This window comes from Lentzea sp. NPDC059081 (assembly GCF_042738015.1).
In the GTDB taxonomy this organism is placed as follows: Bacteria; Actinomycetota; Actinomycetes; order Mycobacteriales; family Pseudonocardiaceae; genus Lentzea.
Genome location: NZ_JBHYGW010000009.1, coordinates 201646 through 223371, shown reverse-complemented (window position 1 = coordinate 223371; position 21726 = coordinate 201646). Strand labels below are relative to the sequence as shown.

15 protein-coding genes are annotated in these 21726 nt (G+C 73.5%); 7 read left to right on the top strand and 8 right to left on the bottom strand.

The annotated features are described in order from the left end of the window. Genes ACFWV3_RS22140 through ACFWV3_RS22130 form a run of 3 tightly spaced genes read right to left on the bottom strand, consistent with a single transcriptional unit; the run spans position 1 to position 2188 of the window. Positions 1-864: an SDR family NAD(P)-dependent oxidoreductase gene (locus ACFWV3_RS22140; protein WP_382413305.1), complete on the bottom strand. Its 864-nt coding sequence runs from the start codon at positions 862-864 to the stop codon at positions 1-3. Then, entirely contained in the window at positions 861-1712 is an 852-nt protein-coding gene (locus tag ACFWV3_RS22135; RefSeq protein ID WP_382413304.1) for an SDR family NAD(P)-dependent oxidoreductase, read from the bottom strand. Before ACFWV3_RS22135 ends, ACFWV3_RS22140 begins: the two co-directional genes overlap by 4 nt. Further along, complete coding sequence (locus tag ACFWV3_RS22130; protein WP_382413303.1) at positions 1709-2188, bottom strand: MarR family winged helix-turn-helix transcriptional regulator; 480 nt, start codon at positions 2186-2188, stop codon at positions 1709-1711. The genes ACFWV3_RS22135 and ACFWV3_RS22130 overlap by 4 nt, the downstream gene beginning before the upstream one ends. 58 nt (positions 2189-2246) lie before the next feature. On the opposite strand from ACFWV3_RS22130, the gene ACFWV3_RS22125 reads away from it, so the two are divergent. Further along, positions 2247-3314 (top strand): alpha/beta hydrolase, encoded by a 1068-nt coding sequence (locus ACFWV3_RS22125; RefSeq protein ID WP_382413302.1) that lies wholly within the window; start codon positions 2247-2249, stop codon positions 3312-3314. 13 nt (positions 3315-3327) lie between these two features. On the opposite strand, the gene ACFWV3_RS22120 is transcribed toward ACFWV3_RS22125, so the two are convergent. Further along, a complete protein-coding gene (locus ACFWV3_RS22120) occupies positions 3328-3930 on the bottom strand; it encodes a DUF4232 domain-containing protein (RefSeq protein ID WP_382413301.1) in 603 nt (200 codons plus the stop codon). A 293-nt stretch (positions 3931-4223) separates the two neighbouring features. Between ACFWV3_RS22120 and ACFWV3_RS22115 the strand changes: the two genes are divergently transcribed. Beyond that, positions 4224-6905, top strand: a complete 2682-nt coding sequence (locus tag ACFWV3_RS22115) for an XRE family transcriptional regulator (protein WP_382413300.1) — start codon at positions 4224-4226, stop codon at positions 6903-6905. Between the two features lie 111 nt (positions 6906-7016). Here the strand turns inward: ACFWV3_RS22115 and ACFWV3_RS22110 are convergent, their stop codons facing one another. From ACFWV3_RS22110 to ACFWV3_RS22100, 3 genes are all read right to left on the bottom strand, one after another. After that, the gene (locus tag ACFWV3_RS22110) at positions 7017-10178 is read right to left on the bottom strand and encodes a S8 family serine peptidase (RefSeq protein ID WP_382413299.1); all 3162 of its coding nucleotides are present in this window, start codon (positions 10176-10178) and stop codon (positions 7017-7019) included. A gap of 134 nt (positions 10179-10312) precedes the next feature. Beyond that, positions 10313-10969: a response regulator gene (locus ACFWV3_RS22105; protein WP_382413298.1), complete on the bottom strand. Its 657-nt coding sequence runs from the start codon at positions 10967-10969 to the stop codon at positions 10313-10315. Continuing rightward, positions 10966-12117: a sensor histidine kinase gene (locus tag ACFWV3_RS22100; protein ID WP_382413297.1), complete on the bottom strand. Its 1152-nt coding sequence runs from the start codon at positions 12115-12117 to the stop codon at positions 10966-10968. Before ACFWV3_RS22100 ends, ACFWV3_RS22105 begins: the two co-directional genes overlap by 4 nt. A 148-nt stretch (positions 12118-12265) precedes the next feature. Between ACFWV3_RS22100 and ACFWV3_RS22095 the strand changes: the two genes are divergently transcribed. From ACFWV3_RS22095 to ACFWV3_RS22080, 4 genes are all read left to right on the top strand, one after another. Then, a complete protein-coding gene (locus ACFWV3_RS22095) occupies positions 12266-13009 on the top strand; it encodes an ABC transporter ATP-binding protein (RefSeq protein WP_382413296.1) in 744 nt (247 codons plus the stop codon). After that, positions 13009-15420 carry an ABC transporter permease gene (locus ACFWV3_RS22090; RefSeq protein ID WP_382413295.1) on the top strand — a complete coding sequence of 804 codons (2412 nt, stop codon included), beginning with the start codon at positions 13009-13011 and terminating at the stop codon, positions 15418-15420. Before ACFWV3_RS22095 ends, ACFWV3_RS22090 begins: the two co-directional genes overlap by 1 nt. Further along, positions 15417-16859, top strand: coding sequence for an alpha/beta fold hydrolase (locus ACFWV3_RS22085; RefSeq protein ID WP_382413294.1), 1443 nt, complete (start codon positions 15417-15419; stop codon positions 16857-16859). The genes ACFWV3_RS22090 and ACFWV3_RS22085 overlap by 4 nt, the downstream gene beginning before the upstream one ends. Before the next feature lie 129 nt (positions 16860-16988). After that, on the top strand, positions 16989-20144 hold the full coding sequence (locus tag ACFWV3_RS22080) for a GH92 family glycosyl hydrolase (RefSeq protein ID WP_382413293.1): 3156 nt from the start codon (positions 16989-16991) through the stop codon (positions 20142-20144). A gap of 47 nt (positions 20145-20191) precedes the next feature. On the opposite strand, the gene ACFWV3_RS22075 is transcribed toward ACFWV3_RS22080, so the two are convergent. Continuing rightward, complete coding sequence (locus ACFWV3_RS22075) at positions 20192-21214, bottom strand: NmrA family NAD(P)-binding protein (protein ID WP_382413292.1); 1023 nt, start codon at positions 21212-21214, stop codon at positions 20192-20194. 22 nt (positions 21215-21236) lie between these two features. On the opposite strand from ACFWV3_RS22075, the gene ACFWV3_RS22070 reads away from it, so the two are divergent. Beyond that, positions 21237-21569, top strand: a complete 333-nt coding sequence (locus ACFWV3_RS22070) for a winged helix-turn-helix transcriptional regulator (protein ID WP_382413291.1) — start codon at positions 21237-21239, stop codon at positions 21567-21569. Positions 21570-21726: the final 157 nt, after the last annotated feature.

Below are 21726 nucleotides of genomic sequence, written 5' to 3'. Positions count from 1 at the left end.
TCAGTGTCCTTCCAGTGGTGCGAGTTGTTCGCTGAGCAGCCGGACCGCTCGCGCGAGCTTCGGTGAGGTCGCGCCGCGCGGTGGGCTGATCGGTGTGCCGTCGCGGCCGAGCGTGAGACCGGTCCGTCCGTCGAGCGCGGGGTCGGTGGCCGCGATGATCGACGACCTGGCCGCCTCGGCCGCGGTGCCGCCGGTGGTGCGCTGGAACGCCCGCAGGACGAGGGGCCAGAAGGGCCGCAGCCACGGAGCGACGACCCGGGACGACCGCATGGTGCCGGAGGTCATGTCGGTGACCGCTCCGCCGGGGTCCGCGGCGAAGACCGAGACACCGGTTCCGCGCAGGCGTTGCGCCAGGTCCAGGGTGTGCACGAGGTGGGCGAGCTTGGCCCGGCCGTAGACGTGCAGCCCGTGGTACCCGCCCGGCGCCTCGGCCGCGTCGAACCGGCGTGAGCCCAGGCGCACCGAGCCGGAGGTGACGGTGACGACGCGGGCGGGTGCGCCCTCGCGCAGCCGCGGCAACAACAACTGCGTGAGCAGGTAGGGCGACAGGTGGTTGAGCGCGAAGGTCGCCTCGACGCCGTCCGGGCCGAGGCGGCGGTCGTCGAACATCGCGCCCGCGTTGGTGACCAGCACCCGCACCGGGCCACCGGCGGCCACCTCACCGGCGAGCGCTCGCACGGACGCCAGGGAGACCAGGTCGGCGGCGAGGAAGCGGGCCGCCGGGCCGAGGCGGTCCAGGGCGCGCTCGCCGCGTGCCGGGTCGCGTCCGACGACGGTCACCTCGTACCCGGCCGCGGCGAGTCCGGCCGCGGTCTCCAGGCCGATGCCGCCGGTGCCACCGGTCACCACGGCGCGCCCGGTCATCGCTCCGGCTGTTCCTGGTAGATCACGTGCAGACGGCGGCAGGCGTCGGCGTAGACCGCGGTCACCAGGCCCTCGTCCTCCACCAGCTTCGACGGCTCACCCCGGTGGTCGCGGACGAAGTACGCCGAGGGCGGGAGCGCCGGCGCCTCCGCGAGCTTCACGAGGGTCGTGGCCGCCGCGGCGGGGGAGCGGAGCACTGGACGCGCGAGGTGTTTGAGGACGGTGCCGGTGCGGCCCATGTAGCGGCCGAAGTCGCTCGCGACCAGGCCGGGGTGGACGTCGACGATCTCGACCTCAGGGTGCAGGCGGTGGTGCTCGCGGTGCAGCAGCAGGCTGACCAGCTTGGCCAGTGCGTAGCGCCGGTGCGGGCCGCGGCCGGTCATCCGGTCGAGCTGGCCGGCCACGTCCTCGCGGTGCAGCACCGCCTCCCGGTGCGAGCGGGAGCTCGTGGCGACGACGCGGCCGCCGGCCAGCACCGGCGTCAGCTCCCGCAGGAGCAGGAACGGGGCCAGCGCGTTGACCTGGTAGTTCGGTTCGTGGCCGTCCACGGTGGGCGTGAAGTCCGCGAACGCGCCCCCGGCGTTGCCGAGCAGGACGTCGATCCTGCCCAGGTCCGCGGCCAGGTCGGTGGCGAGCCTGCGCACCTGCGCGAGGTCGGCGAAGTCGGCCACGTAGCGGGGGACGGGGCCGCCGCTCGCGACGAGGGAGTCGGCGACCTGCTCGGTGCGGGCGCGGTCGCGGCCGACCACGGCGACGCGGGCGCCCCGTCCGGCCAGCTGCCGGGCCGCCTGCTCGCCGATGCCGGAGGAGGCGCCGGTGACGACGACGGTCTTGCCTTGGAGAGTCATGGGGTGTCCCTGGGTGGTTCGGAGAACTGCCGCAGCGCGGCCAGCAGTGCGGGGGTGAGCAGCCGGTCGGCGCCGGGCGGCAGCACGCCGTTGATGGCGGCGTCCGCGTCGTCGAACACGGCCTGACCGGCCAGCCGCAGCCGGTGCCCCTCGTCGGTCACCCGCAGCGTCGCCGTGCGGCCACGGCCCGGCTCGGTCACGCGGACGACGGCGCCGAGCTTCTCCAGGTGCCGCACCGTGTCCTGGATGCTCTGCGGGGTGACGCCCGCGCGCCGGGCGAGCTCGCTGTAGGAGATGCCGGGCGTGTGGTGCAGGTGTCCGAGCGCCGAGAGGTGGCGCAGGGTGATGCCGTGCTCGCCCAGGCCGTTCTCGACGCGCTCCTTGACCCGTCTGCCCAGTGCCATCACGAGGAAAGCCGCGCTGAGGGGAGGTCCGTCCCCGGTCCGGCCCGTGCCTTGGCCCGCCGATGTGCTCACGAGTTACAGTCTGCCTGAAACCGAGTTTCAGTCAAGCTGCAACCGAGGACGTGAGCTGATGCCGAAGGTGACCGGAGTGCCGCTGGCGGTGCGGGTGCAGGAGACCGTGGTGGGGGTGCTGGGCCGGCTGCCGGCCTCGGTGCGGGCGCGGATGGCGGGGCCGGAGGTGGTCGTGGACGGCGCGAGCCTGGCCGTCGACGCCCGCCTGCTGATCAAGTCGCTGGCGGGCAGGAAGTCGGCGCTGGTCGTCGACGACTCACCGGAGGTGTCCCGTGCGGAACTGGACCGCAACGCGCCCATGTTGCGCGCCGGTCGTCGCCCGACTCCCGCGGTCACGACGTCCGAGGTCGTCCTCCGCGGCGGCCAGGGACCGTTGGACGCGACGCTGTACGTGCCCGCCAGCAGCGGTGACCGCTCGGGCGCGCTGGTGTTCTTTCACGGCGGCGGGTGGGTGATCGGCAGCCGGGCCGGTTATGACCACGTGGGCCGCTTCCTCGCCGAACGCACCGGCCACCGCGTGCTGTCCGTGGACTACCGCCTCGCCCCCGAGAACCCGTTCCCGGCAGCCGTGGACGACGCGCTGGCCGCGTTCGACGACACGGTCGCCCAGGCCGCCGACCTCGGCATCGACCCGAGCAGGATCGTCGTCGGCGGGGACAGCGCGGGCGCCACGCTCGCCGCCGTGACCGCCCGCCGCGCCGCGGACCGGGGCGAGGGTCCGGTCCCGAGTGGACAGTGGCTGCTGTACCCGGCGACGGACCTGGCGGAGCGGCATCCGTCACGCGAGAGGTTCGGTCGGGGGTTCCTGCTGACCGACGACGACATCGTGTGGTTCCAGGACCACTACGTCCCGGCCGGTGTCGACCGCGCGGATCCGCAGGTGTCCGTGCTGTACGGCACGATCGCGGCGACCACCCCGCCGGCCCACCTCGTCACCGCCGGGTTCGACCCTCTGCGCGACGAGGGCGAGCGGTACGCCGAGAGGCTGCGGGAGGCCGGTGTCGCGGTCGAGGCGGTGCGGGAAGCCGATCTGCCGCACGGGTTCCTGCCGTTCGTGCACCTCGGGCCGCGGTTCGGCGAGGCGGTGGCCGCGAGCGCGGACGCGCTTCGCCGAATGCTGGACTGAGGCAAAAAACCGGTCAGGACTTGACCGGCCCCACGGACATCAACGACTTGTCCGCCGCCGAGCACGCCTGCTGCTCCTTGGCCACGAACATCGCCGCGGTCTCGCCCGGCGGGTAGATCCGCAGGCCGCGCACGTCCGCGGGACCGCACTGGGCCGGGTCGTACACACCGGCGTTGGTGATGGTCAGCTGGCTGGCGGCGCTCGCGCCCGGCTGGATCGTGACCGCCGCCGACGCCCCGTCCTCCGCCTTGGTCGCGGGCGCGCCGACCTGGGTGCCGTTGTCACCCGTCACGAACGAGACGCCGGGGAAGCCCTGGAGCGTGCACGGTGCGGAGCCCTTGTTGGTGAACGTGAGGGCGTACCTCATCTTGTTCATCCCGCCACCGCCCTCGTCGGCGGTGAGGCCGAGTCCGAGATCGGCCGACCTGCAGGCGGCGGGGCCGCTGGGCGCGGGCTGAGGTGCTGGTGTCTCCGAGGTGGTGCCGGGAGCCGGGGTGTTCGCCGCCGAGGACGGGGCAGGTGAGGACGGGGCCGGTGACGCCGTACCGCTCTGGCCGGAGCAGCCGGCGAGCAGGGCGGTGAGTGCGGTCGCGGTGGCCAGGGCAGTGGCACGCATGGCGGACTCCATTCCGGTTCTCGCCGACGTTCGATCTCGGCGAAACGCAGTCGTGCAGGAGTGCCCCGGGGCCATTCGGCGCACACTTCTTCTTGATCTTCCTCACAGATTCGTGGAATCACCCGGTGGAAAACGGACGTAATCACCCGCAATTCATCTCGATTGGCGCGGTATTCGCGCGCGGCGGGAAACGAGTGGCGCGAAAACAGCCGTGTGCCGCGTTCGGTAGGTCCACCTGGTGGCCGTGACCGGTGGCCGTCTCCGGGCAGGATCGAGGTGCTGAAGGGGGAGCGGTGCCACGTCTGGAACGGCCACTGGCCGGGGAGAACACGCCGGTGCAGCGGTTCGCCGCGGACCTGCGGCGGTTGCGGCGGGTCGCGGGGCTGCCGTCCTACCGGGAGCTGGCCCGGCTGGCCAACTACTCGCCGGCCGCGTTGTCGGAGGCCGTCGCCGGGCGCAGGCTGCCGAGCCTGGCGCTGACCAGGGCGTTCGTCCGCGCCTGCGGGGGCGATGTCGAGCAGTGGACGGGGCGGTGGCGGGAGCTGGCCGTGGAGGCGCCCGACCACGGCGACGCGCCGTACGTCGGGCTGGCGGCCTACCAGGTCGGCGACGCCGAGCGGTTCTTCGGTCGGGAGACCGACGTGGGCAGGCTGCTCGAGCTGGTGCGCGAACGGCCCTTCGTTGGGGTGTTCGGCGCGTCCGGTGCGGGCAAGTCGTCGCTGCTGCGGGCGGGGCTGGCGGCGCGGTGGGGCGAGCACGTGGTCGTCACGCCGGGACCGGACCCGGTCACCGAGCTGGCGGTGGCGCTCGCGGGCGACCGGTCGGCGGTCGACGTGCGGGCCGAGCTCGCCGCCGATCCCGGGCACCTGCGCGTGCTGCTCCGCCAGGCGGGAGACGACCTGCTGCTCGTCGTCGACCAGTTCGAGGAGGTGTTCACGCTCTGCGGGGAGGCCGACCGGCGGTGGCTGGTGCGGGCGCTCACGCACAGCGCCGGGGCCGCTCGGGTCGTCATCGGGGTGCGGGCCGACTTCTACGGTCACTGCGGCCGCCATCCCGAGCTGCTCGACGCGCTGCACCGCTCGCAGTCGCTGGTCGGTCCGATGAGCGCGGAGCAGGTCCGCCGCGCGTTCGTCGAACCGGCAGCGCTGCGCGGGGTCTCGCTGGAGAACTCGCTGGTGGCGCGGCTGGTGGCCGACGTGGCGGGCGGTGCGGGCGCGTTGCCCCTGGCGTCGCACGTGCTGGTGGAGACGTGGCGGCGGCGCCGGGGCGCGGTGCTGACGCTCGCCGCCTACCAGGACGCGGGCGGTGTCGAACACGCCCTGGCCCGCACCGCCGACCAGGTCTACAAGGCGTTGTCCGAGCACGAGCAGCAGGCGGCACGGGAGGTGTTCCAGCGCCTGGTCGTCCCCGGCGACGGCACCGAGGACACCCGGCGCCGCGTGACCCGCGCCGAGCTCGACGCGGACGACGCGCTGCTCGACCGCCTCGCCGCGGCCCGGCTGGTCGTCCTCGGCCGCGACACCGTCGAGCTCACCCACGAAGCCCTGCTGCGCGCGTGGCCCCGGCTCGTCAGCTGGCTCGACGAGGACCGCGAGGCGTTGCTCGCCCACCGCAGGCTCACCGCCGCGACCGAGGCCTGGCTCGCGCACGACCGCGATCCCGACGCCCTCTACCGCGGCGTCCACCTCGACCAGGCGCGCCGCCTGGCTGCGCGCCTCAACGCGGCCGAGCGCGAGTTCGTCGACGCGGGGATGGCCGCGGAACGCGACCGGGAGGCGCTGCGCCGCCGGGGTGTGCGTCGGCTCCGGCGGCTCGTCGCCTGCATGGCCGTGCTCGTCGTCCTGCTCGCCGCCAGCGCCACCTACGCGGTCACCGCCCAGCGCGCCGCCACGAACGAACGCAACCAGGCGCTGTCGTCCCGCGCCGCCGACACCGCGCTGCGCGAGCTCGACCACCCGCGTGAGGCCGCGGCGCTCGCACTGGCCGCGTACCGCGTCGCCCCCACCACCCGGGCCCGTGACGCGCTCCTGCTGGCCCGCGCCGCGGGCACGGCGACCACCCTGGGCGACGGCTACGCGCGGTTGCCCCGCTCCGTCGTCCTGACCACCGAGTCCGAACCGGGGGTCACGGCCTACCGCCTGTGGGTCGACCGGCGGAAGGCGGGCAGGATCGACGTGCCGCCCGGCGGGTTCCTGTACCTGATCAGCGCCGACGGGCGCACCGCGCTCACGACGGGCCGCCCCGGCGACTTCGAGCTGTGGGACCTCGCCGATCCCGACGCGCCGCGCCGGACCGCCGCCATGACGAACTGGCCGATGCCCCTGGGGATCGACGCAACGGGCACCCTCCTGACCGCCGTCGAGGACGGCACGGCCGTGCACTGGCGTCCCGGCGACACCACCCGGACCCGCTTGCCGGGCGACGACGTCGAGAACGCCGTGCCGTTGCAGGACGGCACCGGCGTCGTCGTCGTGCGCCGCGACGGCGACCGCCGCGAGGTGGAGGTGCGCTTCCTGGACGGACGGATCACGCCGGTCCTCAGCCGCAAGGCCCGGCTCGCCGCGGCGACGGGGCCGCGCGGCAGGATCGCCGTGTCCGAACTGGACGGTGGCCGCCTCACCGTGCTCGACGGGACGAAGGTGCTCGCGGAGGCGGACGGCGTCCCGGCGGAGGCCCTGGTCGAGTTCTCCGGCGACGGCGGGTCCGTCACCGCCGTGCGCCGCGACTCGCTGTGGCTGCTGGACGTCGACGGCGGCGGCGCGCCGATGTCGTTGCGGGCGCCGGGAATGGAGTTCACCGACGCGCTGTACGAGCGGGGCAGCGGTGAGCTGCTGGTGATGCCGGCGCGCGACGGAGCGGTGTGGCGGGTCGCGACCGGGGTCGACGCCGTGGTCCGCGAGATGTGCGCCGGCCACGTCGACGTCGACTGGCCGGCGCACTTCCCCGGCGTGCCCCGGCGAGCCCTGTGCCCCTGACGGGCCCTGTCCGTCTGCCGAACGCCGTGCCCCGGTCGAGCACCGGGTGCCCGGGCACGTGCTGACGCCGGGCGGAACCTCGTCGGTCCGCCCGGCGCCCCCCGCAGCCGGTCAGCCGAGCCGGTAGGCCCGGATCACCGTCTGGTCCAGCTCGCCGCCGCGCCCGTCGGAGGCACGGACCCGGAGCGAGACGAACGTCCCGGCTCCCGCCCGGTTGCCGACCAGCGCCGTGCGGCCCAGCACCGGGACGCCCGTCCAGCTCGCCCCGTCGTCGTAGGAGGCCTCGACGCGGAAGTGGTGCAACGGCGGGGTGTCCGCGCCCGGTTGCCGGTCCGTCACGAGCGGCACGGCCAGTGGCCGGTTCGCCGGTGCGCTGCCGGTGCCGTCGAGCGCCGGCGTGAACCGCACCACCGACATCGGCAGCCGCCGTTGGCCGGAGGTGGTGTCCGAGCGGAACGTCCAGTCCACCGCGACGCGCGTGCCGAACTCCGAGATCCCGGCCGACCGGGTCGCCTCGGCGTGGGCCCGGAAGGCACCGGGGCCCGGCGGCACGGTGAACACCCCGTACCCGGCGGCGTCGCTGTGGCCGACGATCTTCCCGTCGCGGTGCAGGTCCGTGCGCGCGGAGGTGACACCGGAGTAGCCCTGGTTGCCCTCGCGGTCGCCGAACAACGGCAGCGACACCACGACCTCGTTCCCCGTGCGGGTGAGGCTCGGTTCGCCGTCGTTGTACATCACCGGTCCGATGACGGGTGCGGCGAAAGTGCGTTCGTGGGTGCGGCCCGCGCCGTAGCGCTCGAACTTCCCGAGCATGAAGACCTCTCCCGCGAAGAACACCGTGCGCCAGGTGGTGTCCGCTGTGGTGTACCGCGTCACGGCGCGGCTGGACGACACGTCCGCCAGGAAGCCCGGTCCGAGCCCGCCGGACGGGGACACCATGATCTCGAGGACGTCCTGGTGGTCCGCTCGTGCCGCGGGACCGATCGAGGTGCGCACCTTCGCGAGGTCCCGCGCCCGCGGCTTGCGCACGAACCCGTCGGGCACCCGGCCCTGTTCGGTCCACCCCAGCCAGTAGGGCCCGGACGGGCCGGTGAACTGCGCGGACACGAACACGTCCAGGTCCCCGTCCGGCAGCGGCGGTCCCGCGTGACCCACCCGCGTGCCCGCCGGAAAGCCCGCTGGGGACACGACTCCGAGGCTCGTGGTCGTGCCGCCGATCTTGCGCTGGACCGACAGGCGGTGCACACCGGGCACGGCCGCCGGGTCGGGTGCCGCCACCTCCAGCGGGCCCGCCGTGCGCGCGTCGAGGACCACGTGCGTCGGTCCGGCCACCCGCAGGTCCGGCCGGGTGACGATGGTCTGCGGGCCGGTGTCCGGCCCCAGGAACGCCTGCGCCAGGTAGTCGCCCTTCGGCAGCCGCGCGGTGTCGCCCCGCAGGTAGGTCTGCTGACCCGTGGCCGTGTTCAGCACCGACGTCGCCCTGCCGCCCTCCGGCGCACCGGGGAAGGCGAACGTGACGGGGTAGCTCTCCTCCTCCCGGTTCATCGCGACCGGCGTCCGCAGCACCTCCGCCCCGCCGGTGCTCGCGACCACCGACCCGGAGTAGACGCCGTCGACGGACCCCTTCCGCGCGTCTCCGGTCACGGAGGCCTCGGCGGTGCCGCCCGCCGGGACGGTGATCCTCGCCGGCGACACCGAGAACACCGGGTGCTCGGCGCCGTCCGGCCCGCGACCCCGCACCGCCAGGTCCAGCGTCACCGGTTGCGTGCCGTCGTTGCGGTAGACCAGGGGTTTCACCGCCGGGACGTCGTCGTCGTGCGGCCACTCCTGGCGGCTCAGCACGACGGACGTGGGCTCGCTGGTGACCGTCGTGGCCAGCGCGGCCGCGATGTCGAGGCGGCCGGAGCCCTGCTCGAAGACGCCGAGTGCCGCGTTCGGCTTCGCCGAGGCGGTCAGCGCGGCCTTGAGCCGGGTGCCGGTCCAGTCCGGGTGCCGTTGCGCCAGCAGTGCCGCGGCGCCCGCCACGTGCGGCGAGGACATCGACGTGCCGGACAGGGTGGTGTGGTCCGGGCTGGTGGGGGTGCCGGGGAACGTGCCGGTGCTCGCCCTGGCCGCGACGATGTCCACGCCCGGCGCGGTGATGTCGGGTTTGACCGCGCCGTCGGGCACGCGCGGGCCGCGGCTGGAGAAGTCGGCGAGCGAGTCGTCGCGGTCGACGGCGCCGACCGTCAGCGCCGAGTCGGCGGTGCCGGGGGAGAGCACCGTGGCGGCGCCGGAGAAGCCGGAGTTGCCCGCCGAGACGACGAACAGCGTGCCGTGCTCCGCGGACAGCGCGTCCACGGCGGCCTCCACCGGGTCGAGGTCGTCGGTGGCGGGCAGGCCGAGGCTGACGTTGACCACGTCCGCGCCCTGCTCCGCGGCCCACCGGAGCCCCTCGATGATCACCGACTCGGGACACGCGCCCCTGGCGTCGCAGACCTTGGCGTCGAGCAACCGGGCGTCCGGTGCCACGCCCCGGTACGGCGCGCGGTGGCTCGCGATGATGGCCGCGACGTGCGTGCCGTGGCCGTAGTGGTCGACGCCGTCCTGCTCACGGGTGAAGTCGCGGCCGGCCACCTCCTGCCCGGCGAGGTCCGGGTGCTCGCCCTCGATGCCCGTGTCGACCACGCCGACCGTGACGCCCGCGCCCGTGAGTCCCGCCGCCCACGCCACCGGCGCGCCGACCTGGGCGGTGCTGCGGTCGAGCAGCGGACGGGCCACGCCGTCCAGCCACACCTTGCCGGGGGACCGCCGCAGCTCCCGCCAGCCGGTCGCCTTCGGCACCTCGGCCGCCACGGCGTCCACGGCGGGCAGGTCCAGGGCCACCCCGGCCCCCGCGGGCGGGCGGTCACCGGAGACGATCACCGGCACCGTGTCGCGCCGCGCGTCGTCGTACCCGGCCTCGACCAGCCCGGTGACGTCGAACAACCGCCGGTCCACCCGTCCCTCGGCCAGCGACGCGACCACGTCGGAGGGGACGACCTCCACGCGGCCGGCGTGCTCGGCCACCTGGAACGAGACGCCCTCGCGGTCCGGGCCGGGGGTGACCGAGACGAGCACGCCTCCGTCGACGACGACCTTGTCGCCGGTGACGAGCGTGACGGTGGTGAGGTGGTGCTGTTTCGACTGGTCGTGCGCGACGGCCGGTGCCGGCTCGGCTGGTTCCGCTCCGGCCGGGGCGGCGGCCCCGGCCAGTGCGCAGGCCAGCATGAGCGCGACCGCTCTTCGTGCCACGGGGATCTCCTCGCCCTTCGGGGGAGGCCCGTGCCGAGGACGGTGGACGCGGCACGGGCCGGGCCCGAGTCAAGCGGCGAGGACGGTGTTCAGGTTCGTCGTCCGCGAGCTGAACGACGTTTTGTGGTCACCCGTCAGCCGGTGACGACGCCGGTGCGCCACGCCCAGGCCGCCACCTCGACGCGGTTGCGGACGGCGAGCTTGCGCTGCGCGTTCGCCAGGTGCGTCTTCACGGTCGCGAGGGAGACGTACAGCCTGGCGCCGATCTCGTCGTTGGTGTGGCCGTTCGCGACGAGCCTCACCACGTCCAGCTCGCGGTCGGTCAGCGGCTCCGGCAGCGGCCTGTCCGGCGCGGAGTCCCGTGCCGGGGCGAGCTTCGCGAGCAGCCGGACCGTCACGGCGGGCGAGATGAGGCCGGCACCCGTGGACGCCGCGCGGACGGCCTCGATCAGCAGCGCCGGGGACATGTCCTTGAGCAGGAACCCGCACGCGCCGTTCCGCAAGGCCCGGTAGACGTACTCGTCGAGGTCGAACGTCGTCGCGATGAGCACGTTGAGCGGTGCGTCCACGCCCGGTCCGGCGAGCAGCCGCGTCGCCTCCAGGCCGTCGAGCGCGGGCATGCGGATGTCGAGCAGGCACACGTCGGGACGCAGGCGGCGGGCCTGCGCGACCGCGCTCTCGCCGTCCGCGACGCTCGCCACGACCTCCATGTCGGGCTGCGTGCCGAGGATCATCCCGAACGCCGAGCGGATCATCTCCTGGTCGTCGGCGACCAGCACCCGGATCGTCATGCGGCCGAGGATGGCAGAAGGGCCGTGACCGCCCAGCCGCGGGACGTCGGGCCCGCGCGGAGGCTGCCGCCGGCCGACTCCACCCGTTCGGCGAGTCCCACCAGGCCGAACCCGCCCCTGGGCAGGCTCGTGCCGCCCGCCTGGCCGTCGTTGGTGACGCTGATCTCCAGCTCCTTCCCGTCGGTGCGGGCGCTGATCCGCACCCCGGTGACGCGGGTGGCGTGCCGGAGCACGTTGGTGAGCGCCTCCTGCACCACGTGCCGGGCGGCGTCGACCGTCGTCGCCGGCAGGTCAAGGGAGGCGAGCGCCGGGTCGACGGACGTGGTGACCGGCGCACCGGCGAAGCTGGTCGCGAGGTCGTTCACCATCAGCGAGAGCGCCTGCTGCGGACGGGTCGGGGCGGTGCCGTCGCGCAGGACGTCGACCATGCCCCGCATCGACGTCAACGCCTGCGACCCGGCCCGTTCGATGCCGTCGAGCATCTTGTCGAGCACCGCGGGGTCCGGCAGCCGGCCCTCGCCGGTGGCGAAGCGGGCCGCCTGGGCCTGCACCACGATGGCGGTCACGTGGTGGGCCACGAAGTCGTGCAGGTCGCGGGCGTACTCCAGCCGTTGCGCCTGCCGTGCGAGCTGGAACGCGTCGGTGCGGCCGCGGTCGTGCAACCGCATGACCAGGCCCAGCAGGAGGACGAACGCCAGCACCAGCGCGATGGTGACGCCCATCGAGGCCATCCACCCCGGTTCCAGCGCGTCCAGGCGCAACGGCAGCACGGTCGCCGCGAGCCCGAGCAGCGCGCACAGCCACGTCGCCCGCCAGGCGCCGAACGCCTGCAGGGTCCGCACGGACAGGCAGGCGATGCCGATCAGCTCGAAGAACCCGAACGTGTTGTCGAGCTTGCCCGGCAGCAAGGCCGCGCACACGACGGTGAAAGCGATCGACGCGGTCGCCACGCCCGCCACGGCGTACGTGGTGAGGGTGCGCGTGAACAGCGCCGCCGACGGCAGCAGCCCGCAGACGAGCACGCCCACCGCGCCGTACGTGCTCGGCGCGGAGAGCACGTCGAGGGCCAGCACGGCGGCGCCGGCCGCGAGGATCAGCCCGAGGACGACGCGTTGCCACCACGTGAGCCGCGCCAGGATGCCCGTCATACCGGCGACGGTAGGTCAGAGCCGGAGCCGGCTGCCTCAACCGTTCGGCGGAGACACCCCCGCGATCACTCGGCAGTGCGATGGATCCGCGCGCCGCCTCCCGTCAGCAGGCTGGGCACGTCCCCGAAGTCGACGAGAACGGTGTCCGATGGATCAGCGAACGGTGGCGGTGGCCGACCAGCTCGGCAAGGTGTACGGGTCCGGGCAGGCCGCGGTGACGGCGCTGGCCGGGGTGTCCGCGCGGTTCCGGCGCGGCGAGTTCACCGCGGTCATGGGGCCGTCGGGCTCCGGGAAGTCCACCCTCATGCACTGCATGGCCGGGCTCGACTCGCCCACGTCGGGCAAGGCGTGGGTCGGGGGAGTCGACCTCGGCTCGCTGAAGGAGGCCGAGCTGACGCGGTTGCGGCGCGACAGGATCGGGTTCGTCTTCCAGGCGTTCAACCTGCTGCCCACGCTCACCGCCTGGGAGAACATCGTCCTGCCGCTGACCCTGGCGGGCGTGAAGCCGGACCACGTCTGGACGCGCCGGGTCGTCGAGGCGGTCGGGCTCGCCGATCGCCTGGAGCACCGGCCCGCCGAGCTGTCCGGCGGTCAGCAGCAACGCGTGGCCTGCGCGCGGGCGCTCGTGTCGCGGCCGGAGATCGTGGTGGCCGACGAACCGACCGGCAACCTCGACTCCCGCAGCGGCGCGCAGATCCTCGAGCTCCTGCGCCGCTGTGCGAAGGAGTGGGGCCAGACCGTCCTGATGGTCACGCACGACCCGATCGCCGCCGGGTACGCGGACCGCGTGCTGTTCCTCGCCGACGGCCGGATCGTCGACGAGATGACCGGCCCCACGGCGGACCTGGTGCTCGACCGCATGCGCCGCTTCGACGGTCAGGTGGTGCGCTGATGCTCCGCGTGGCTTGGCGGTCCATGACGGACAACCGCCTGCGCTTCCTCCTGCCCGCGATCGCGATCGTGTTCGGCGTCGCGTTCGTCACCGGGTCGCTCGTCTACGGCGACACCGTGCGCGCGGCCGTGGAAGGCGCGCCGAAGGACTTCGACGTCCGCGTCGAGGAACGCGGCAACGACTCCCTGTCGCCCGAGACCGTCGAACGGCTGCGCGGCGTCGCCGGGGTGGGCGAACTGCGGCCCGTCTCGGAGGGGCCCGCGTTCCTGGTCGGCAAGGACGGCCAGCTCGTCGGCCCCTCGGGGTCGGACGGCGGGGTCGGGTTCGACCCGCAACGCCATCGGCTGGTCGGCGGCACGGCTCCGGCCGGACCGGACGAGGTGGCGCTCGACCGGCGGGCCGCGGACCGCACCGGCTACCGGGTCGGCGACTCGATGCGGGTCGTCGTGGCGGGCACGGCGCGCACCGTCCGGCTCAGCGGGGTGTTCGACTTCGAGAACACCAGGATCGTGCAGGGCGGCACGCTCGTCGCGTTCGACGACGCCACCGCGCGGCGGCAGTTCGACCCTGGCGAGGCCGGCCACACCGCGACCCTCCTCACCGCCGCGCCCGGCACCGGCCCGGCCGTGCTGGCGAACGCGGTGCGCGAGGCACTGCCCGACCTCCGCACGTCCACCGCCGACGAGCTGACCAGGCTGGAGGCGAGCGGCAACGACAAGCTGACCATGATCCTGCTGATCTTCGCGGGCGTGGCGCTGTTCTCCTCGGCCTTCCTGGTGGCCAACACCTTCACGATGCTCGCCGCCGCCAGGGCGCGCGAACACGCGCTGCTGCGGGCGATCGGCGCCGGGCGGCGGTACGTGCTGCGCCTGGTCCTCACCGAGGCGGTGCTGCTGGGCGTCGTCGCCACCGTGCTCGGCCATGTGCTGGGCGTGGCCGGCGCGGCGGTGCTGAAGTCGCGGTTCGCCGTGTTCGAAGGGGCGCAGATCCCGTTGCGGCCGTTCACCCCGGTCACGATTCTCGCGGCGTTCGGCGTGGGGCTCGGCGTGACCCTGCTGGCCGCGTACGTCCCAGCCCGGCGTGCTGCCGCCGTTCCGCCGATCGCGGCACTGCGCACCGGTCTGCCGCCCACCGGGAAGTCGTTGCGCCGCAGGAACGTCGTGGGCTTCGTCGTCACCGCCGCCGGCACGCTGATGGTCGTCCTCGGGCGAGGCGAGCAGACCATGATCTACCTCGGCGCGCCGACCATGCTGATCGGGTTGGTCGTCCTCACGCCGTTGCTCGCCGCCGGGCTGACGTCCGTGCTGCGCCGCCCGCTGACCCGGTTCGCCGGTCTCACCGGGACCCTCGCCGTGGAGAACACGCGCCGCAACCCGCGCCGCACCGGTGCGACCGCGAGCGCGCTCATGATCGGGCTCTCGGTGTGCGCCGCGGTCACCGTGCCGATCGCGTCGGTCTCGGCGAAGAGCGAGGAGACCGCCAGGACCTGGAACAACGCGGACGTGCGGGTGGAAGCGCTCCCGTACGCGGAGATCGACCCCGGAGTGGCCGACGAGATCGCGAAGGTCCCGGGCGTCGAGCACGTCACGGCGTTGCGCCAGGCGTTGCTGCCGCTGGACAAGGGCTCTTTGCCGGTGACCGGGGTGAACGCTGCGGCGATCGCCGCGCTGGTACCGCTGACGGTCCACGAGGGCTCACTGGACCGGCTCGGCACGGGCATCGCGGTCGAGCGCGACGTGGCCGTGCGGCACGGCTGGACGCTGGGTACGACGGTGAGGGCCGACAAGCCGTTGCCCGTCGTGGCGATCTTCACCGCACCGGAGGAGTTCGACGCCGGCGCCCTCGTCGACACGGCGAACCTCCCGCCGGACGAGCTCTACACCCGTGAGGTCTTGGTCAAGGCCGGCGGTTCCGCTGAGCAGGTGCGCGACGGCATCCGCGCCGCGCTGGACAACCCGGCGTTGCTGGTGCAGACCCGCGACGAGTACGTGAAGGCGCAGGGCGCGCAGTACGACCTGTTCCTGAACCTGCTCTACGCGATGCTGAGCGTCTCGGTCCTGATCGGCGCGTTGTCGGTGGTCAACACCATGACGATGTCCACGATGGAGCGGATCCGCGAGATCGGCCTGCTGCGCGCGGTCGGGCTCGCCCGGTCCCAGGTGGGGTCCGTGCTGCGGATCGAGTCGGTGGTGATCGCGGTGATCGGCGCGCTGGCGGGGGTCGTGTCGGGGTGCGTGATCGGCGCGATGACCGTGAGCGGGCAGGCGAACACCACCCCGGTGCTGCCGTGGGACCGGCTGGCCGTGTTCATGGCGATCACGGTGGCGATCGGCGTCGCCGCGGCCTTCGTCCCCGCCCGCCGCGCCGTGCGCATCCCGATCCTGACGGCGATCAAGGCGGACACCGAATGAACCCGAGGAAGAACCTCCTGCTGCCCGTGCTCCTGTGTTCCGCGCTGTGCACCGGTGGTGTCGCGTCCGCCGCGGCACAACCGGACTGGAAACCGTGCGCGGAGATCGCCACCGGCTGGGACCGGGACGACCACCGCACCGAGTGCGCGATGGTCCGGGTCCCGCTCGACCACGCGAACCCCGGCGGGCGGCAGATCGAGATCGCGGTCAGCCGGATCAGGGCCACCGGGGACCGGACCGGCGCGGTCCTGGTGAACCCCGGCGGCCCCGGCCAGCCGGGCGTGACGATGCCGCGCGTGCTCGCGGACAGCGGGGCGAGCGGGCTCACCCTCCGGCACGACCTGGTCGGCTTCGACCCGCGCGGCATCGGCTACAGCACGGCCATCGCCTGCGAGCCCGACGAGACGCAGCCGGACCCGTCGCTGTCGCCGGAGGACCGCGCCCGGTTCACCGCCGGCCGCGACGCCCGGCGCAACCGCGAGTGCTTCGACCGCGACCCGGACCTGGCCCGGTCGATGACGACCGAGAACGTCGCCCGCGACATGGATGTGATCCGCGCGGCGCTCGGCGAGTCGAAGATCGGTTACTACGGCGTCTCGTGGGGCACCGGGCTCGGGGCGATGTACCGGACGTTGTTCGACGCGCACGTGGACCGGATGCTGCTCGACTCCGTGGTGCCACCCGTGCTCGACGTGCGGAACATGGACGACGGTCAGGCGAACGCGGGGGAGAACACGTTCCACGAGTTCGCCGCCTGGCTGGCTCGCTACGACGCCGTGTACCACCTCGGCGTCACGGAACCCGTTGTCGCACAGACACTTCTGGACCTGCGGGCCGAACTGACCGCCCACCCGCGCACCCTGCCCGACGGGACGGTCGTCGACGGCGACACCGTGAACATGATGTACGCCAACCCCCGCAGGGAATGGGCCGGCATCGCCGTCCGGCTCAGGTCCATCATGGACAGTGGGGCGGTCGCGCCGCGGCGTCCGGGCGGCCTCGGCTGGGACGCGGACGTCCACCGGTACGACCCGTTCCCGCAGACCGCGTTGCTGTGCAACGACTCGCCCAGCGCCCGCGACTTCGAGACCGTGTGGCGCCACCACGAGGAGCGGGCCGGCCGCTTCCCGGTCGCCGGCCGGTTCGGGATCTACGAACAGCGCTGCGTCGGCTGGCCGACTCCGGGGAGGCCGTGGGACCTCAAGCCCGGTACCAGCCCGGTGCAGCTCGTCGGCCACCTGTACGAGCCGGTGACGCCGATCGGCTGGGCCGTGGAGATGCGCGCCCGCATCGGTGGCGACCTGATGACGGTCGAGGACGACGCCCACTGCTCACTGCAGGACCTGCCGTGCGCGGAGACGGCGGTGACGTTCTTCGACACCGGCCGCACGTCGACGGGCAGCTGTGCGGGCGCCCCGGTGCCGGGCCCGGCGTGGTAGGCGCTCCCGTTGACATGGTTGTCATCGTGTGCCTCCGCTCCACAAGCCAAGTCTTTGTCAAAACGTTGACGCCGCCTCTCCTGGTCGGAAGGTTCGAGAACGTCAGCGTGGACAACAGGGGGAGGCCCGGTGCGAGTCAGGTTCGCGGTGGCGGCGGTCGTGGCGGTGGTGCTGGGCGCGCCCACCGCCGCGGTGGCGGCGCCGACAACGATGTCCGCCCCGGTGAGCGATCCGGTGAGCGATCCGGTCGCGCACGTCGATCCGATGATCGGGACGGGCAAGGGCGGCGCGACGGTGGGGGAGATCAACAACTTCCCCGGCCCGTCCACGCCGTTCGGCATGATGCAGTTCTCGCCGGACACCCAGGGCTCGTACGCGGGCTACCAGTACCACTCCGACCGCATCCGGGGCTTCAGCCTCACGCACGCGTCGGTCGGGTGCACGGCGTTCGGCGACGTGCCGCTGCTGCCGGTCACCGGCGACGTCGGCACCGCCCCCTGGGACCGCACGGAGGAGTTCACGCACGACGGCGAGCAGGCCGAGCCGGGCTACTACGCCGTAACGGCCGGCGACGTCCGCACGGAGCTCACCGCGAGCACCCGCACCGGGCTGGCCACCTTCACCTACCCGGAGGGCTCGACGCCGCAGGTGCTGGTCAAGGCGGGCGGCAGCCTCGCGGGCAACTCCCGCGCGCAGGTGCGGATCACCGGTGACCGCGAGCTCAGCGGCATGGCCACCAGCGGTGACTTCTGCGGCAAGGGCAACGTGTACACGCTCTACTACCAGGTCGCCTTCGACCAGCCGTTCACCGCGCACGGCACGTGGGACGGCCGCGCCGTGACTCCCGGCGCGGACAGCGCCGACGCGTCCCGGGCGGGCGCGTACCTGACGTTCGGCTCCGGTGTGGTGCGGGCGAAGGTCTCGATGTCGTACGTGAGCGTCGACGGCGCCAGGGCGAACATGGCCGCCGAGGTGCCGGGCTGGGACTTCGCGGCGGTCAGGAAGTCCACCAGGGACGCGTGGTCGTCGGCGCTCGGCAAGATCCGGGTCGCGGGACGGGACCCGGCGCAGCTCAGGTCGTTCTACACGGCGTTCTACCACTCCCTCATGCACCCCAACACCTTTGACGACGCGGACGGGCAGTACATCGGGTTCGACAACCAGGTCAGGACGCTGCCGAGGGGCCGGCACCAGTACGCGAACTTCTCCGACTGGGACACCTACCGGTCGCTCGCGCCCTTGCAGGCCATGCTCTTCCCGCGCGAGGCCAGCGACATGGCGCAGTCGCTGACCAACGACGCCGTGCAGGGCGGCTGGTGGCCGCGCTGGCCGGTGGCCAACGACTACACCGGTCAGATGACGGGCGACAGCTCGGTGGCGCTCGTCTCCGCGCTGCACGCGTTCGGAGCGCGCGACTTCGACGTGAAGACGGCGCTGAAGTACCTCGTCAAGGGCGCGACCTCGGTGGACAACACGCCGGGCGCGTACCGGGAACGGCCCGGCATCGAGCAGTACGTGGCCCGCGGGTACATGCCGAACAACGACGCCGCGCGTGGCGACCACGCCCGTGTCGGCGCGTCGATCACGCTGGAGTGGGCGGTCGACGACTTCGCCATCGCGCGCTTCGCCCAGGCCATCGGCGAACCCGCCACCGCGCGCGAGTTCTCCCGGCGCGGCCAGTACTGGCAGAACGTGTTCAACCCGATCACCGACCACGTGGCGCCACGGGGACAGGACGGAAGGTTCCCGGACGGTCCCGGTTTCGTGCCGCCGCGGCCCGGCAAGTTCGGCCAGAACGGCTTCGACGAGGGCAACGCCGCCCAGTACTCGTGGATGGTGCCGCAGAACCCGGCGGGCCTCGTCACGGCGATGGGCGGCCCGGCGGCGGTCTCGCAGCGCCTCGACACGTTCTTCCAGAAGCTCAACATCGGGCCGAACGAGCCGTACATGTGGATCGGCAACGAGCCGAACTTCGGCGTGCCGTGGCTGTACAACCACGTCGGGCAGCCGTGGAAGGCGCAGGAGGTCGTCCGGCGGATCGCCACGACGTTGTTCAGCGCGACGCCCGACGGCGCACCGGGCAACGACGACCTCGGCGCCATGTCGTCGTGGTACGTCTGGGCGGCGCTGGGCATCTACCCGTCCACGCCCGGCACCGCGGACCTGGTCGTGCACAGCCCGTTGTTCGAACGCGCGGTGATCTCGCTGCCGAACGGGCGCAAGCTCGACATCCGCGCGCCCGAGGCCGCCACGGACACGCCGTACGTCCACCGGCTCGATCTCGACGGTCACCGCTGGGACCGGACCTACCTGCCGGGGGACACCTTCCACGACGGTGGCAGGCTGGACTTCGCGCTCGCGGCGACTCCGGACCAGCGCTGGGCCGCGAACAGCACGCCACCGTCCTATCGCGACGGTGAGAAGCCGTTCCTGGCCGAGGCCGCCACCCAGGTCGTCGTCGAACCCGGTGCCACGAGCACGGTCGAGGTGAGCGCGCAACGGCTCGGCGGCCGCGACCGTTCGCTCGGCGTCACCACCGAGGCCCCGGCAGGCCTCACCGTGACCGGACCCCGGCGGGTCGACCTCGACGACCGGACCGGCAGCGGAAAAGCGACGCTGACCGTCGCCGCGGCGGCGGGAACGCCCGAGGGCTACCGCGAGCTGCCGCTGACCGTGCGGGGCGCGGGCGGGACGTCGTCGACCAGCTCGGTGGTCGTGCTGGTGACCAAGAAGGACGGCCTCGCCGCGGCGTACTCGGACGTCGGCGTCTCCGACGACGGCGACGTGGGGTCGGCGGACCTCGACGGTGCCGGGAACAGCTACTCCCGGCAGTCGCTGGCGGCCGCGGGACTGGTGGGCGGCGCGACCTACGACGTCGCGGGCACGGCGTTCACCTGGCCCACCGCTCCCGCCGGCCGCCCGGACAACGTCGTGCCCGCGGGGCAGAGCATCGCGCTGGGGACACCGGCGACCCGGCTCACCTTCGTCGGCGCGGCCACGAACGGGGACCAGCGCGCGACCGCGAAGGTGACGTTCACCGACGGCAGCACGGCCGAGGCCGACCTGTCGTTCGGCGACTGGGTGCTGCCCGGCGGCGGGCAGCACCCCGTGTTCGGCAACACCCAGGTCGCCCGCGCCGAGTACCGCAACCGGCCGAAGGGACCGGAGCCGGGCGCGTCGGTCTTCGCCACCACACCGTTCGAGGCTCCGGAGGGGAAGCAGATCGCGTCGGTGACGTTGCCGACGAACGCGAACATCCACGTGTTCGCGATCGGTCAGGCGTAGTGACACGGGACCGCGGGCCGTTCGGGTCCGCGGTCCCGTGCACGCTCTCAGACCGCCGTCGGCCAGTCGTCGCGGCGCAGCGGGGCCGCGGGCTCCCGGAAGTGCGCCGCACCCGGTCCCGCCAGGTACGCGGAGACCGAGGTCGGCGTCACGTCGGGGTAGTCCTCGTTGCGCACGTCCCGCAGCGACCCCGTGCCGTCGTACATGGCCACCTGGTACTGCAGGGCGACGTACTCGAACAGGGCGGACGCGGTGAACTGGCGGCGCGCGACCTCCGCGCGCAGGTCCTGCACCGTGCCCCTGCGCACCAGCTCCCACCGCCGCCCGGACGCCGCCTCCACCTCGTCGCGCAGCTCCAGCATCGTCAGCTGCTGCCCGACGACGTGCACGTCGCGGCCCGCGGTCGCCGGGTCGAGCGCGATCGCGGCCGTGAACGCGGCGGTGTCCGGGATGGTGGTGATGTCGACGGGACGCGTGCCGTCGCCCCACACGGAGAACGTGCCGGCCGCCGGGTCCAGCACCTCGTGGACCGCCCCGAGGAAGTACTCGGGGAACGCGCCGACCGCCACCGACGTGCGCGCGACCGCCGAGCCGGCGAACGACTCCGAGAACACGCGGCGGAGGTCGGACAGGACGTTGACCCCGTACCCGTAGCCGTGCAGGTTGATCGAGAAGTCCGACGGGATCATCCGTGCGACACCGGCCCGTTCGGCGGCCCGCAGCAGCTCGCGCTGCCCGTCGATGATGACCTCCGGCCCGCCCTGCACGGCGGACACGACGACCTCGACGCCGTCGACGTGCTGCTGCAGCGCGTCCGCGCCGTCCGTCAGGTCGCCGACGCACGTGGCCAGCCGCGGGTGCGCCGGGAGTTTGTCCACAGAGGACTCGCGGACCAGTGCGCGCACGTCGGCGCCGCGTGCCAGCAGGTTCCGCACGACCAGGCTGCCGAGGCTGCCGGTCGCGCCCGCCACCAGAACTGTCGTCATCATCGTCTCCTCGTCCGGCCCGCGAGAGGTCTCGACCGGGTCGGGGAAAGCCTGCTGCGCCCCGGTGGCACTGGCAAAGGTCACCGAAGTTGCTTACTTTGGAGAAGTGACCAAGGCTGTCGACGAGGAGAACTGCCACCGGATCATCCGCGCGCTCGACATCCTCGGCGCCCGCTGGACCGGCCCGATCCTGCTCGCCGGGGCCCAGGGCGCCCGGCGGTTCAAGGAGTACCGCGCGCTCGTCCCCGGCATCTCGGACCCGCTGCTGACGTTGCGGCTCAAGCAGTTGCAGGGCCGCGGGCTCATCGAGCGGACGGTCATCCCCACCACGCCGGTCCAGATCCGGTACGCCCTCACGCCGGGCGCCGAGGAGCTGATCGTCGTGCTCCGGCCGCTGGCCAGGTGGAGCGAGCTCCACCTCCCGGCCGACGACGCCTGACGCGCGTCGCGACGTCGAGCGGCCGCGGTGCCCAGGGGTGTCCAGCGGTGCTCATCCCGCGGTGCCCTCTCTTGACAGCGGTCGCCGGGACGCACAACCATGAAAGCGCTCTCACACCTCGATTCCGTCCACATCGGACGGTGTCGCGCCGCCGCCG

Excerpts from the sequence above, each read along its gene's own strand:
- ACFWV3_RS22140 (WP_382413305.1), bottom strand. The coding sequence starts at position 864 with ATGACCGGGCGCGCCGTGGTGACCGGTGGCACCGGCGGCATCGGCCTG.
- ACFWV3_RS22135 (WP_382413304.1), bottom strand. The coding sequence starts at position 1,712 with ATGACTCTCCAAGGCAAGACCGTCGTCGTCACCGGCGCCTCCTCCGGC.
- ACFWV3_RS22125 (WP_382413302.1), top strand. The coding sequence starts at position 2,247 with ATGCCGAAGGTGACCGGAGTGCCGCTGGCGGTGCGGGTGCAGGAGACC.
- ACFWV3_RS22120 (WP_382413301.1), bottom strand. The coding sequence starts at position 3,930 with ATGCGTGCCACTGCCCTGGCCACCGCGACCGCACTCACCGCCCTGCTC.
- ACFWV3_RS22105 (WP_382413298.1), bottom strand. The coding sequence starts at position 10,969 with ATGACGATCCGGGTGCTGGTCGCCGACGACCAGGAGATGATCCGCTCG.
- ACFWV3_RS22100 (WP_382413297.1), bottom strand. The coding sequence starts at position 12,117 with ATGACGGGCATCCTGGCGCGGCTCACGTGGTGGCAACGCGTCGTCCTC.
- ACFWV3_RS22095 (WP_382413296.1), top strand. The coding sequence starts at position 12,266 with ATGGATCAGCGAACGGTGGCGGTGGCCGACCAGCTCGGCAAGGTGTAC.
- ACFWV3_RS22090 (WP_382413295.1), top strand. The coding sequence starts at position 13,009 with ATGCTCCGCGTGGCTTGGCGGTCCATGACGGACAACCGCCTGCGCTTC.
- ACFWV3_RS22085 (WP_382413294.1), top strand. The coding sequence starts at position 15,417 with ATGAACCCGAGGAAGAACCTCCTGCTGCCCGTGCTCCTGTGTTCCGCG.